Origin of the sequence: Streptomyces sp. NBC_00988 (assembly GCF_045162645.1) — a bacterium.
Lineage (GTDB): Bacteria > Actinomycetota > Actinomycetes > Streptomycetales > Streptomycetaceae > Streptomyces.
This window is the reverse complement of sequence record NZ_CP108730.1, coordinates 6,540,920-6,554,510: the sequence shown is the minus strand read 5'-3', so window position 1 is coordinate 6,554,510 and position 13,591 is coordinate 6,540,920. Positions and strand designations below refer to the sequence as shown.

Below are 13,591 nucleotides of genomic sequence, written 5' to 3'. Positions count from 1 at the left end.
ATTTACCGTGCCCGCCGCGTCACAGACCCGGCGGGCACGGGTCTGAGGAAGTGAGAGCACATCGGCCACGAGGCAGCGCACAAGGCAGAAAGAGGTATGCCATGACCACGCAGACCGCACCGGTCGCCACCCAGGTCCGGCCCACCAAGGACCCGGCCACCACCGCCGTGTCCGGCGGAGCCACCGGCGCCGACCAGCCCGCCGCCGACCGCGGCCGTACGTCGATCGCCGATGTCGTCGTCGTGAAGGTGGCGGGCATCGCCGCCCGGGAGATCCCCGGCGTGCACGACATGGGCGGCGGTCTCTCGCGGAGCATCGGCGCCGTGCGCGACCGCGTACCCGGTGGCCGGCCGAACGTGGGGCGCGGGGTGAAGGTCGAGGTGGGCGAGCGGCAGACGGCCATCGATCTGGACCTGGTCGTCGAGTACGGGGTGTCCGTGATGGACGTCGCCCAGGACGTGCGGGAGAACGTGATCTCCGCCGTGGAGCGCATCACCGGCCTTGAGGTCGTGGAGGTGAACGTCACCGTCAACGACGTCCATCTGCCCGACGACGACGAGCCCGCGCACACCGGCGAGGCCCGGGTGGAGTAGGGCGGCCGGTCGAGGGCACGGGCAGGAGTGGTGGATCGGGTGACAGGTGGAGGTGGACGGGCATGAGCACACCGTTCGTCGGGATGATCGCGGGCATGGCCCTGGCGTTCGCCGGCTGGTTCGGCGGCTTCGGCGCCTTCCTGCTCGTGGCCGCGCTCGGCGGCCTGGGCTGGGCGGTGGGCCGGTGGTTCGACCGCGGCGGCACCGTCCAGGACGTACGGGACGCGTTCGACCGGAGCCGTCGATGACCACCGCCCCAGCCGAGGCCGTACCCGCACCCGCACCCGCACCCGCAGCGCAACGGGGCACCACCACCGTCTCGGAGCGGGCGGTGCGCAGGATCGCCGAGCGGGCGACCGTCGAGGCGCTGCCCGGCCGTACGGCCAGAGCGGCGGCGACCGTACGGGGCGGCAGGGCGGAGGTGTCCCTCGGTGTGACGCTCCCCTATCCGGCCCCGCTGGCCGACGGCGCACGGGACGTCCAGCGCCATGTGGTGGAACGTACCCGGGAGTTGACGGGTCTGGACGTACCGACCGCGCGCGTCGACGTCACCTCGCTCGCACCGCCGAGGTACTCCCGCGCTCCGGCGTCCCCGGCCGTGGAGACCAACTCACCCAGAACACCTGGGCGTTGGTGGTCCGGGCGCCGGACCCCGGTCGCCCTGCTGACCTCGTCGGCGGCCCTGGTCTGCGGGGCGCTCGCCCTCGATCTGGTCCAGGTGCACACCGCGCACCGGGCGGCGGCGGCCTGGCGCGTCTCGGCGGTGCACTGGCTGTCCGGGCACGGACCGGGAGACCCGGCCGTCGTGATCGCGGGCGGGCTGACGGCCCTGCTCGGCGTCTGGATGATCGTGCTCGCCCTCACTCCGGGTCTGCGTCACCGGTCCACCGTCCGTACGGCGGCCCGGCGCGTCGACGCCGCCGTGGACCGCTCGGCGGTGCGGTCCCTGGTCCGCGACACGGTGGGCGACGTGCCCGGCATCACGGCGGTACGGGTCCGGGTACGCCGTCGGCGGATCACCGTACGGGCGCGACTCGCCTTCGGCGACCGGGCCGAGGCGTCCGCAGCGGTGACGGCAGCAGCCCGCGCCGCCGTATCCTCCTGTCGGCTGCGCCGCGCACCCCGAGTACGCGTCACCGTCACCCCGGAACCGGTGTGGCAACCGCCGACGGCACCCTCCGTACCCACAACGACCCTTGCGGCCGAGGAAGTTGACCAGTGATGCGTACCGCCCACACAACCGTCAACCGAACCGCCCTCGGCACGGGCGGACTTGTGCTCCTCCTCACCGGTTCCCTGCTCGCCGCCACGGACCGCACCGTCGCGCGCCAGTTGCCGACCTGGTGGCCCAACTCCCGCACGAATGCCGTGCTGTTGGAGCCGGGGCGGCTGGCGCAGGTGCGGAGCGAGGGCTGGTGGACGCCCACGGTCATGGCCGCGTCGATCGGGCTGACCGTGCTGTTCGCGTACTGGGCTCTCGGGCAGATGCGTTCGGGGTCGGGGCGGCGGATGGCCCTGCCCTCCCCCGGCTGCACTGTACGTCCGCGGGCACTGGCCGAGGCGGTGACGGCACGGGCGACGGCCGTCCCCGGTGTCGCACGCACACATGCCCGGGTGCTGCCCCGGCGCGGGCGCCGCCTGGAGGTGGAGCTACGGGTGTGGCTGGACCCGGACACCTCCCCGGACGCCGTACTGCCCGCCCTGCGCGCGGTGACGGCGGAGGCCGAGGACGCGGCGGCCCCGTACACGACCCACACCCGGCTCCGGCTGAGCGCCACCTCGCACCGGGCGCCCCATGTCCGCTGAGTCGTACGTCGGCCGGGTCCGCCGGATCGCCGGGTTCCGGCCGCCGGCGGCCTGGTGGCCTGCGCTGCGCCGCACGCCGGTGTCGCTGTGGAACGACGACATCTCGGACTACGCGGCGGCGCTGACGTACTACGCGATCCTCGCGGTGCTTCCCGCGATGCTGGCCACGGTCATCGCGTTCGGCATGATCAGCCCGGACACGGCCGAGGAGTTCGTCACCCACGTCACCGCGTACGCGCCCGCCAACTCCGGTACCGAACTGCACGCGGCCCTGACCCACGTCCTGCGCACGGACCGGACGGCCTGGCCCCTGCTGGTGGCGGGCAGCGTCAGCGCGCTGTGGTCGTCCACGAGCTACCTCGCCGTGTTCCGCCGCGCCCTGCACCGCATGCACGGCACCCAGGACCACCGCTCGCCCTGGCGCAAGGCCCCGCGCATCGTGCTCACCGCGCTGGTGCTGCTCGGCCTGCTCCTCGTCGGTTCGCTCACGCTGCTGCTGACCGGCCCGCTCGCGGAGGCCGTCGGGCGGATGGCGGGCGTGGACGAGACCGCGGCCTGGGCCTGGGACCTGCTGCGCTGGCCGGTCCTGCTGTGTCTGGTCGCGCTCCTGGTCGTGGTCGTCTTCCACACCGGCCCGACCGGCGCCCGCCGCCGCGGCCACAGCCTGCCCGGGGGCGTACTGGCCGCGGCCCTCTGGCTGATCGTCTCGGCGGGTTTCTCGACGTACGCCACGACACTCGGCGCCTACAGCAGGCTCTACGGCTCGCTCTCGGGCAGCGTCGTCTTCCTGATCTGGCTGTGGCTGTCGAACCTCGCGCTGCTCAGCGGGGCGCAGTTCGCGGCGGAGCTGGCGAAGACCCGCGAGGCGTGACTAGCCCCAGGTACGGGAGCACAGGACGAGGCGGTAGCCGTCCGGGTCGGCGACCGTCACTCCGTGCTCGTCCCAGTACGGGTTGTGCGCGGGGACCCGGGTGCCGCCGGTGGCCACCAGACGCTCGACCAGGACGTCTTCCACGGGCGTGCCCAGGTAGACCACGAAGAGGTCGTCCTCGGTCGGGGCCGGTTCCAGCGGACGCTCGGGGTCGTGGGTCAGCTCGAAGTGCCAGGACCCGCCGGGCGGACCGACCATCAGGAGATCGTGCTCACCCCGGACGTGCTCGGTGGTCCGCCACAGGACGTCGAGCCCGAGCCCGTCCACGTAGAAGCGTTCTGCCGCGGCGAGGTCCCGCGAGGGGCGGGCGACACGGATGTGTGTCGTGGAGTCGATCACGCCGGGCCCGCCTGAGCCGGGGAGCGTTGCCTCAGTCATGGACATGATCCTATGGCGGGAACACCGCTCACAGCACCGGAATCTCCCCCACCCCGTAACCCCCCGCAGGCAAGGGCTCCGGGACAGCCCCCGGGTCGAGCAGATGGGCGACCAGTGCGGCCGTCGTGTGATGCCAGAGGCCGTGGCGGCGGAGCATCCCGTGGTCGCCGTCGGCGATGAACGCCAGGCCCGCCCGCGTCGCGCCCGCCTCCCGTGCCCGGCGCACGCAGTCCGCCGTCTCCGTGGGCGAGGTGACGTGGTCGCGTGCGCCGTGCAGGGCGACGATGTGGCGCCCCGCCGTCTGCTCGACGGGTTCCCCCGGCGGCCACCACGGGGCGAGGGCGACCACGCCCGTCACCAGCGGGTGACCGGCGGTGCGCAGGGCGGCGCGTCCGCCCATGGAGTGGCCGAGCAGCACGGTCGGTACGGGGCCGGTGAGTTCGGCCAGGGCGTCCAGCGCGCGCAGGGTGTCGTGGGCCGCGTCCGCGCGGTCGCCGTTCCAGCCGCGGACGCGGTAACGGGCCTGGGCCACCAGGACGTCCTGGTACGGCAGTTGGGCAATCACCGCGCGTGCGACCGGGCCCATGCGCAGCGCGGCCAACTGCCAGGGCCGGGCGGGCCGTTCGCTCGTCTCCTGGCCGCCGTGCAGGACGAGGACGGCGGCTCGGGGGTGCGGCGGACGTCGGCGCACCTTGAACGGAGCGTGTTGATCGGCATGTTGGGTGGTGTCGTGCTGTGGCTCGATGAGGTGCTCCTTGCTCACTCACGCTTCGGCGGACGCGGCAGGAAACCGCTGGTGCGGGCACGGTACTCGGCGTATCCCGGCCGGTCGGCCATGTGCCGTTCCAGCAGCCGTTGTCCGCTGCCCCGGGTCAGCAACAGGCTCATCACCAACGGCGATACGACGGACACGGCAGCCGCCGCCGGCCAGTCGCAGGTGAGCAGGAACAGGCCCCACCACACGCAGAAGTCGCCGAAGTAGTTCGGGTGTCGGGTCCAGGACCACAGGCCGCGGTCCATGATCCGGCCACGGTTGGCGGAATCGGCGCGGAAACGGGCCAGTTGGGCGTCCCCGACCGCCTCGAAACCGATGCCGACCGCCCACAGCGCCGTACCGGCAACATAGTTGAGCACCGAAGGCCGGCCAGGCACGTACTGCGCGGCCTGCACGGGCAGGGACACCAGCCAGACCAGCGCGCCCTGGAGGAGGTAGACCATGCGCAGGGCGTACGCGTTCCGGCTGCCGGGCGCCTTGGCCAACAGCCTTTCGTAGCGCGGGTCTTCGCCGTGGCCCCGGCCCCGGCGGGCGATGTGGACCGCCAGCCGCAGCCCCCAGACCGCCGTCAACGACGTCACCAGCAGCCGTCGTACGGGATCGCCCTCACCGGCGGACAGCGCGCAGGTCACGGCCGCGACCGCCGTGAAGCCGAGGCCCCAGGCGATGTCGACGATCCGATGCAGCCCCACGCGCACCGCTACCGCGAAGGTGACGAGCATGACCGCGAAGGCCGCGGCGGCGGACCAGGCGAGGTTGAGGGCGAAGGCGCTCCAGAGGAAGCCGTTCACGGCCGGGCCACGTCCTCGGCGGAGTTCGGTCTGGTGAACAGGTACTGCTGGACGTCGAGGTAGCCGGAGCGGAAACCGGCCTCGGAGTAGGCGAGGTAGAAGGTCCACAGCCTGTGGAAGACCTCGTCGAAGCCGAGCGCCTCCGCCTCCCCGGCCCGCTCCGTAAACCGTTCGCGCCACAGGCGCAGGGTCTCGGCGTAGTGGGCGCCGAAAGCGTCGCGGCGGGCGAGGCGCAGGCCGGTGTGGTCGCGGGCGGTCTCCTCGATCGCGTCGGTGGAGGGGATGAGGCCGCCGGGGAAGACGTACTTGTGGATCCAGGTGAAGGTGTCCTGGGAGGCGAGCATCCGGTCGTGCGGCATGGTGATGGCCTGGAGCGCCAACCGGCCGCCCGGCGCCAGCCGTTGGTCGATGGCACGGAAGTACACCGGCCAGAACTCGGCGCCGACCGCCTCGATCATCTCCACGCTGACGACGGCGTCGTAGGTCCCAAGTGCCTCGCGGTAGTCGCGCAGTTCGACGGAGACGCGGTCGCCGAGACCGGCCGCGCGCACCCGCTCGACGGCCAGGTCGCGTTGTTCGCGGGAGAGGGTGAGCGAGGTGACGCGGGCGCCTCGGGCGGCGGCCCGCAGGGCGAGTTCGCCCCAGCCGGTGCCGATCTCCAGGAGCCGGGTGCCCTCGCCCACGTCGGCGAGGTCCAACAGCCGGTCGATCTTGCGGTGTTGGGCCGCCGCGAGGAGGTCATGGCTCGCGGGGAAGCCCCGGAAGACGGCGGAGGAGTAGGTGAGGGTGTCGTCGAGGAAGAGGGCGAAGAGGTCGTTGGACAGGTCGTAGTGGCGGCTGATGTTGGCACGGGAGCCGTCGGGGGTGTTGCGCTCGGCGTGCGGGTGGCGCGGTGCCCACAGGGCACGAAGCCGTTGCAGCGGGGCCGGGATCAACTCGGCCGCGTGCCCGGCCAGTACGGTCAGGGCGGCCACCAGGTCGGGGGCGTCCCACTCACCGGCCATGTACGACTCGCCGAACCCGACCAGGCCGTGGGTGCCGATGCGGGCGTGGAACGCGGCCGGGTCGCGGACGTCGATCAGCGGGCCGCCCCTGCCGAGGTCCGGGAACCCCGCGAACCGGGCCCGGAGCGGGAGTTGGGCGAGGGCTCGTCGGACGAGGGCCGCAGTGAGCGCCGTTCGGACGCGGGAGGCAGGCGGTACGGCGGCGATGTCGGGCCAGTGGGCGGGGTCGACGGCGGCGGTACGCACGCGGGGGGTGGTGCGGGGTTCTGCTGTCGTCATGTCACGTTCTCCGGGGCGCGGTGGTCGTCGGTTCGGGGCTGAACGGGCAGTCCCCGCAGGTAGAGCCGTATGCCGTGGACGCGGATCGCGGCCGACACGGCGAGGGTGGACCAGGGGTGGCGCAGCGCCAGCCGCAGCAGCCGCGCGGTGCTCGCCTCGCGCCGGGTGCCGCGTACCGTCGCCGTGAAGGCACGGCCGCCCTCGCGGTCCAGGTGGACGGTCAGGGCGAGTTGGGGTCCGGGCGGTGGCAGGCGCATGCGGTAGCCGCCGTCGACCGGGAAGAACGGCGAGACGTAGAGCTTCTTCTCGGCGCGCGCGGTGCCGGAGGCGTCCGGGTGCAGCAGATAGCAGTGCCGTCCGCCGTAGGTGTTGTGCACCTCCGCGACCACGCAGCGCGGTTCGCCGTCGGGGCCGTAACACCAGTACAGGGTCAGGGGGTTGAAGACGTACCCGAGCACCCGGGCGTGGGTGAGCATCACCACCCGGCCGCCGTCCAGGTGGACGCCGTGCCCGGCGAGGAAGGCGTCGAGGCCGGCCCGGACGGACTGACGGTCCCCGGTGAAGTGGTCACGGGGGTCGAAGCGCGCCAACGGCCTTAGTGCGCGCGGGAGTTGGGGCGGGTGGTCGGGGTCTATGAGCCACATGTACGTGCGGTGCCGTAGCGCGTACCGCCGTGGGGTGGTCCGCACATGGCTGATCGTGCACGCGTAGAGCGCGGGTACGGCGTTCACCACCGCACCCCCAGCGCCGCCGCGGCCTCGACACCCGACCGGCAGCCGTCCTCGTGGAAACCCCAGCCGTGGTAGGCACCCGCGAACACGCAGACGTCACCGGCGAGTTCGGGCAGCCGCTGCTGCGCGGCCACCGACTCGGGGGTGTAGACGGGGTGTTCGTAGACCATGCGGGCCAGCACCCGGCCGGGGTCGACGCGGTCCTCGCCGCCGAGGGTGACCACGAACGTCTCGGTGGCGTCGAGGCGTTGGAGCCGGTTCATGTCGTAACTGACCTGCACCTGGCCGGAGTCGGCCGTGCACGACGGCATCAGGTGGTTCCAGGAGGCGCGGGCGCCCGGGGCGCGGGGCAGGAGCCGGGTGTCGGTGTGCAGGAGCGTGGTGTTGCGGGAGTACGGGAACGCGCCCAGCAACTCCCTTTCCAGCCCGGTCGGTTCGGCGAGCAGCCGGAGCGCCTGGTCCGGGTGGACGGCGATCACGACGGCGTCGTAGGACTCGGTGGTGCCGTCCTCGGCGGTGACGTCCGCGCGGTCGGCGTGACGTCGTACGGACCGGACGGGAGTGGACGTGCGGATATCGCCGATGTGCTTGGCGATCCGGTCGACGTAGGTGCCCGAACCGCCGGTGACCGTGCGCCACACCGGTGATCCGCTCACCGAGAGCATGCCGTGGTGGTCCAGGAAGCGGAACAGGTAGGCGGCCGGGTAGCGCTGGGCGGTGACGGCGTCGCAGGACCACACGGCCGACACCATCGGCGTGACGAAGTGGGCGCGGAAATAGGCGGAGTAGCCCTCCCGGTCGAGGAACTCCCCCAGAGTGAGGGCCTCTTCACCGCCCCGGGCCAGCAGCCGGTGGGCCGCGCGGTGGAAGAGGGGCACCTCGGCGAGCAGCCGCAGATAGCGGGGGCGCAGGAGGTTGCGGGGCTGGGCGAACAGTCCGGCCGGGCCGCGCGCACCGGCGTACTCCAGCCCGCACTCCTCGCAGCTCACGGACATGCTCATCTCCGACTCCTGTGTGGGGACGCCGAGTTCGTCGAAGAGCCGCAGCAGGCGTGGGTAGGTGCGCCGGTTGTGCACGATGAACCCGGAGTCGACGCGGTGCACCCGCCCGTCGTGCGCCGACGTCAGCTCATGGGTGTGCGCGTGCCCGCCGAGCCGGTCGTCGGCCTCGTACAGGGTGACGTGACCGGCCGAGCCCAGAAGGTACGCGGCGGTCAGCCCCGCCACCCCGGAACCGATCACGGCGGTCCGGCGTCCGTCCCGCGCTGTCCGCTCCATCGCCATCTCCGTCACGTGTCCTCCCGCCGGTCGGGGGTGCACGCGTAATCCGGATCAGGTCGGGGGGCGGATTGGCCGAAGGACGAAACGGGTGGTGGGGCCACCCGGACCGACACGAAACCCCCAGGTCGGTGACCCGGGGGTGTGGTGTCGAGCGGGCGGGGCGTCTCTAGCGCGTGGGGGTCGAGCCGTCGTAGACGTGGCCGGGCGTGGCGATCTGCGTGATCGCGCGGGCGAGCAGGGTGGACGGCTCCTGGCCGCCGGTGGTGATGTCGGTGTTGATCAGCACGACCAGGGTCGCCTTGAGGGCGGGGAGGTAGACGGTCACGGACTCGTAGCCCGGGATGGAACCGTTGTGCCCGATCCAGCCGCCGGTCTCGAAGATGCCGAGGCCGTAGTCGAGGCCGGGGAAGCTGGTCGGCAGCACCTTCAGACGCTGCTTCTGGGTCTCGGGGCTGAGCAGTTCCCCGGTGGCGACGGTCTTCGCCCAGCTGCGCAGGTCGTGCATGGTCGAGATCATCGCGCCGGCCGACCAGCCCCAACTCGGGTTCCAGTCGGTGGAGTCGGCGACCGCGCCGGTCAGTGTCTGGTTGGTGTAGCCGTGCGCGTGCGGCTCGGGGAACTCGCGGACGTTCGGGCCGTCGGGGAACAGCGTCTGGTCCAGGTGTGCCGGGCGCAGCACCCGCCGGTCGATGACGTCGGCGACGTGGTGACCGGTGACCTTCTCGATCACCAGGCCGAGGAGGACCAGGTTGCTGTTGTTGTAGACGAACACCTTGCCCGGCGCGGCGGTGTTGCGGTGCTTGTAGCCGTACGCGAGCAGCTCCTGCGGGGTGAACGTGCGGGTCGGGTCGCTCAGCAGGTCGTGCGCGAAGCCGGCGTCGGCGCTGTACGGGAACAGCCCGCTGCGCATCTCGGCCAGGTGGCGCAGGGTGATGTGGCGGCCGTTCGGCACGCCCTTGACGTAGCGCGAGATCGGGTCGTCGAGCCCGATCCGCCGCTCGTCGACGATCTGGAGCAGCGCGGTGACCGTGAAGGTCTTGGTCTCGCTGCCGATCCGCGAGTAGAAGTCGGTGCTCATCGGCTGCCGCGTCGCCTTGTCGGCGATGCCGGTCGCGCGGACGTAGCAGCCCTTGCCCGGCATCCACAGCCCGACGGCGACACCGGGGATGGCGGCCTGCTTGCGGACGTCCGCGATCGCTTTGTCGAGGCGGGCGGTCAGGTCGCGGCCGAGGCCGTGCGGCGGGCAGTCGTCGTGGTTGTGCCGATCGACACTCGCGAGGCGGACCGCGGTGGCGGCGGGAGTCGCGGCGGTGGCGGAAGCCGCCATCGTCGGGGTCAGTACGGACGCCACCAGCAGCACAGCTGCGAACAGGCGTCGGGACGGAGTGCGTCGCATGGGGGCGCTTCTTCCGGTTCGGGGCTGAGGGGTGCAACGCCACCATCCGGAGTCCGGCGGGAGGCCGTCCTGCGGTACGCGTCCCTGCGAGTCCACTCGATCGGACCGGTGTTCGGCCGCAACACCCGACCGACCCGACAGGCGTTCGACGACGGACCCGCCGCGCGGGCGCCGATGACGACCACACCACTGACGAGCCCGCGGCCTCTCGTCCGACGGCCTGAACCTCGTACCGGCTTGGTCATGCCCATGCTGTTAGGCTCGCTTCCCTTACGCGCATGGGGGAGCCGTCGGGGGGCCGGGGGAAAATGCCAGGGCGTTGCCGTACGTCCGCCATGCCTTCTTCTTGCCTTCTGGAGGAATCGTGGCGCGACTCGGCCGACGTCGGCACAGACAGAGACCCTCTTTCGGGGCGGGTCAGGCGCGCCTCGTCCCGCCACCGGCGCGTGTCGCGGCCGTCCTGGCGGCGGCACTGACGCTCAGCCTTCCCCTTGCAGCCCTGCCGTCCCCGGCCTTCGCCACCGTGGCCGGAGAGGTCGTGGTGGACGCCGCGGCCCGCGCCGTACCCAGGGCCACGCAGATCCTCGACGCGGGGACCAGCGGCTTCCTCTGGGCCCAGGAGGGCGACGACCGGCTCCTGTGGACGGACTACGCCTCCGGCACCACCGCCGCACTGGAGCAGCGGCTGGACGCCCCGCTCGCGTACGACATCGACACCGGCTACTTCACCCACGCCGCCTCCTTCAAGACCGGTTACTACGGGGACGGTTCGGACACCGTCGCCCTCTACTCGGCGGCGGACGCCCGGGTCACCCTCCTCAAGGGCGCGGGCGCCTCGGGCAACACCGGTGTGGTGCCGGTTCCCGACGGCTCCACCTACCAGGGCACCTTCGGCGACACGGTCCTCACCAGCACCGCCGCCGCCGACGGCAACCCGAACGCCTATCAGCTGTGGCGCGTCCAGGACGGGGGCCAGGCCGCTCAGACCGCCGTCACCGGGCTGCCCGACAGCGCCGCCGACATCCAGGTCGAGGACGGCGACGCGCGATCCGTCATCCTCCGCTACGACACCGGCGCCGACGGGGACGGCTACAGCCACTGGGGCCTCGTCGACCTCTCCACCGGCGTCCTCAGCGCGCTGCCCGACCGCGTCGACGCCGACAACGGCTGGGAGGTGAGCGGCTTCCGGCTGGGCGCCGACTCGGTGGTGCGGGTGCGGAGCGGGCGCAGCAAGGCCGACGTGTACGACCGTGCCGACCTGTCCACCGCACCGCGCACGTTCGACACCAGCTCCCTCAGCTACCAGGCCACGTACGGGATCGTCGGCGACAAGCTGCTCGGCGTGGAACCGGTGTCGCCCGGCGACAACCTGTACCGGGGCCAGCCCCTGTGGGCCCTGAGCTCCGACGGCACGGACACGTCCATGGCCAGGGTCATGGACCCGGCCGCCCACCAGATCGTCCAGGCTCCGGACGGATCCGTCCTCGTGGCGGGGGCCGACACGTACGTCGAGCGGGGCGACCTCGACTGGGGCGTGTACCGGATCGCCAAGGGCGCCGACGGCTCGGTCACCCGCAGCCGGGTGACCGCCGTGGCGCCGATGCCCGCGACGGTGAACGGACTCGCGCTCGGCAGCGGCGTCCTCACCACGGCCGGCAACAGCACGCTGTACGAGCCGTCCACGGTCGAGGGCACGTACCGCAGCACCTGGCTCGCCACCGGCACCACCCCCGGCGTGGTCACGTCGAGTGTGGACGCCCTGGTCAACGGCCGGGACGGCAATGAGCTGCTGGCCGACGGCACCGGCCGGCACGGCCGCGTGGACTCCACCGAGTCCGGCCTGACCATGCTGTACGCCAACGGCGCCACGAGCTGGGGCCCCACCCTCGACACCGGCGACGACTCCCCGCAGCTGAAGGGTCTCTCCGGGCGGTACGCGATCGTCGACGGGGCGTCCTCCGGTCAGCAGTACCTCGCCGAGTTCCCCGTGGACGGGACGGCGCCGAAGGCGCTCCAGAAGCGCGCACGGGTCGCCGCCGCCGTGTGGGGCGACACCCTGTGGAGCGGGACGGCCACCGGGAGCACGATCACGGCCACCGGGCTCCCGTCCGGCAGCGCCGGGGAATCCTTCACCACCCGCAACGGCTGCACCCCGGCCGACCTCCAGGCCGTGGGCCGCTGGGTGTACTGGACCTGCGAGGACTTCGGGGGCGTCTCCCGGGGCGCGGGAGTCTACGACCGTACGACGAAGCAGACGGCGACCGCTCCCCAGGGCGGGGTCCTGCTCGGCGACGGCTACCTGGTCCAGCATCTCGCCGGCACCGGGTCGACCAGCGGGCTGACGCTCTTCGACCTGCACGGCGGACTGCCGTCGAGCGGCGCCTACACCGATCTGCCGAGCCACAAGGTGGCCGACTGGACCGAGATCGGCAAGGACAAGGGCCGGATCGGCACCGACTGGACCGTGGACCGCTTCGGCGGCGGCGTCGCGTACACCGACACCGAGCAGCGCGTCCATGTCGTGCCGGCCGGCTTCCCGGCGTCCGCGCTGACCGCGATCGACTCCACGGTCACCGCCAACACCGCGAGCTGGTCCGGTACTTGGTGGCTGTCGAAGCCCGCCGCCGCATGGCAGGTGGCGGTCCGCGACACGGCCGGAACCACCGTGCGCACCTTGTCCGGCGCCGACGCCCGCGGGCTGCTGAAGGCCGCCTGGGACGGCAAGGACTCCGCGGGCCGCCTCGTCCCCAACGGCACCTACACCTGGACGCTCACCGCCCGGCCCGCCGACGGCAAGGGCGCCGCCCTCACCCGTTCCGGCAGCCTCACGGTGACGGCGGGAGCGGCGGCACCGCGCGACTACGCGGGCAACGACGGCGTCGGTGACCTCGTCACCCTCAGCTCCTCCGGCACCCTCACCGTCCAACGCGGCACCGGCAAGGGCACGTTGGGCAGCAAGGTGTCCGGCAACGGCTGGCCGACGAGCGCGAAGTCCGTGCCGTACGGCGATCTCGACGGCGACCGGTGCAACGACATCCTGGTCAGGCTGAGCAGCGGCGCGCTGCGCGCCTACCACCCCGCCTGCGGCAAGGCGCCGACGCCGACGACCCGGTACACCTCGCTCGGCACTTCCGGCTGGAACCAGTACGACGTGCTGACCTCGACCGGTGACGTGACCAAGGACGGCCGGCCGGACCTGATCGCGCGCAACACGGCGACCGGGACCGTCTACCTGTACAAGGGCACCAGTACCGGGACGTTGTCGGCGCGCGTGAAGCTGTACGCGGACTGGAAGACGTACAAGAAGGTCGTCGGCGCCGGCGACCTCAACGGTGACGGCATCGGCGACCTGCTCGTCCAGGACAAGGCGAACAACCTGTACCGCTACGACGGCACCGGCAAGGGGACGTTCGGGGCGCGGGTGAAGGTGTTCTCCGCCTGGGGCGGGTCGTACAACGCGGTCGTCGGGGTCGGCGACATCACCGGGGACGGGAAGGCCGACCTGGTCTCGCGCGACACCGGTGGCAACGTGTGGCGCAACAGTGGCAACGGCAAGGGGTCGTTCGGCGGCCGTACGAAGATCGCTTCGGGCTGGCAGGGGTACAAGTCCGTCACGTGAGCCGTCTC

General features: G+C 72.4%; 13 protein-coding genes. 6 read left to right on the top strand and 7 right to left on the bottom strand.

What is annotated here, in order from left to right:
• Positions 1-101: 101 nt before the first annotated feature.
• The 5 genes from OG496_RS30070 (at position 102) to OG496_RS30050 (ending at position 3,270) form a co-directional block, all read left to right on the top strand.
• Positions 102-593, top strand: a complete 492-nt coding sequence (locus OG496_RS30070) for an Asp23/Gls24 family envelope stress response protein (protein WP_399395376.1) — start codon at positions 102-104, stop codon at positions 591-593.
• 62 nt (positions 594-655) lie between these two features.
• On the top strand, positions 656-841 hold the full coding sequence (locus OG496_RS30065; RefSeq protein ID WP_327402562.1) for a hypothetical protein: 186 nt from the start codon (positions 656-658) through the stop codon (positions 839-841).
• Positions 838-1,815: a DUF6286 domain-containing Asp23/Gls24 family envelope stress response protein gene (locus tag OG496_RS30060; protein WP_405973116.1), complete on the top strand. Its 978-nt coding sequence runs from the start codon at positions 838-840 to the stop codon at positions 1,813-1,815. Before OG496_RS30065 ends, OG496_RS30060 begins: the two co-directional genes overlap by 4 nt.
• Entirely contained in the window at positions 1,815-2,399 is a 585-nt protein-coding gene (locus OG496_RS30055; RefSeq protein WP_405973115.1) for a hypothetical protein, read from the top strand. The genes OG496_RS30060 and OG496_RS30055 overlap by 1 nt, the downstream gene beginning before the upstream one ends.
• Complete coding sequence (locus OG496_RS30050) at positions 2,389-3,270, top strand: YihY/virulence factor BrkB family protein (protein WP_366494582.1); 882 nt, start codon at positions 2,389-2,391, stop codon at positions 3,268-3,270. Before OG496_RS30055 ends, OG496_RS30050 begins: the two co-directional genes overlap by 11 nt.
• Here the strand turns inward: OG496_RS30050 and OG496_RS30045 are convergent, their stop codons facing one another.
• The 7 genes from OG496_RS30045 to OG496_RS30015 form a co-directional block, all read right to left on the bottom strand.
• The gene (locus tag OG496_RS30045; protein WP_405973114.1) at positions 3,271-3,708 is read right to left on the bottom strand and encodes a VOC family protein; all 438 of its coding nucleotides are present in this window, start codon (positions 3,706-3,708) and stop codon (positions 3,271-3,273) included.
• A gap of 28 nt (positions 3,709-3,736) precedes the next feature.
• Entirely contained in the window at positions 3,737-4,399 is a 663-nt protein-coding gene (locus OG496_RS30040; RefSeq protein WP_405976737.1) for an alpha/beta family hydrolase, read from the bottom strand.
• A gap of 68 nt (positions 4,400-4,467) precedes the next feature.
• Complete coding sequence (locus OG496_RS30035; RefSeq protein ID WP_405973113.1) at positions 4,468-5,274, bottom strand: DUF1295 domain-containing protein; 807 nt, start codon at positions 5,272-5,274, stop codon at positions 4,468-4,470.
• On the bottom strand, positions 5,271-6,557 hold the full coding sequence (locus OG496_RS30030; protein ID WP_405973112.1) for a class I SAM-dependent methyltransferase: 1,287 nt from the start codon (positions 6,555-6,557) through the stop codon (positions 5,271-5,273). Before OG496_RS30030 ends, OG496_RS30035 begins: the two co-directional genes overlap by 4 nt.
• Complete coding sequence (locus tag OG496_RS30025) at positions 6,554-7,288, bottom strand: DUF1365 domain-containing protein (RefSeq protein WP_405973111.1); 735 nt, start codon at positions 7,286-7,288, stop codon at positions 6,554-6,556. Before OG496_RS30025 ends, OG496_RS30030 begins: the two co-directional genes overlap by 4 nt.
• Positions 7,285-8,571 carry an NAD(P)/FAD-dependent oxidoreductase gene (locus OG496_RS30020; RefSeq protein WP_405976736.1) on the bottom strand — a complete coding sequence of 429 codons (1,287 nt, stop codon included), beginning with the start codon at positions 8,569-8,571 and terminating at the stop codon, positions 7,285-7,287. Before OG496_RS30020 ends, OG496_RS30025 begins: the two co-directional genes overlap by 4 nt.
• A 163-nt stretch (positions 8,572-8,734) precedes the next feature.
• Positions 8,735-9,964, bottom strand: a complete 1,230-nt coding sequence (locus OG496_RS30015; RefSeq protein WP_405973110.1) for a serine hydrolase domain-containing protein — start codon at positions 9,962-9,964, stop codon at positions 8,735-8,737.
• Between the two features lie 364 nt (positions 9,965-10,328).
• Here OG496_RS30015 and OG496_RS30010 point away from each other — a divergent pair, with 364 nt between their 5' ends.
• Positions 10,329-13,583, top strand: a complete 3,255-nt coding sequence (locus OG496_RS30010) for an FG-GAP-like repeat-containing protein (RefSeq protein ID WP_405973109.1) — start codon at positions 10,329-10,331, stop codon at positions 13,581-13,583.
• Positions 13,584-13,591: the final 8 nt, after the last annotated feature.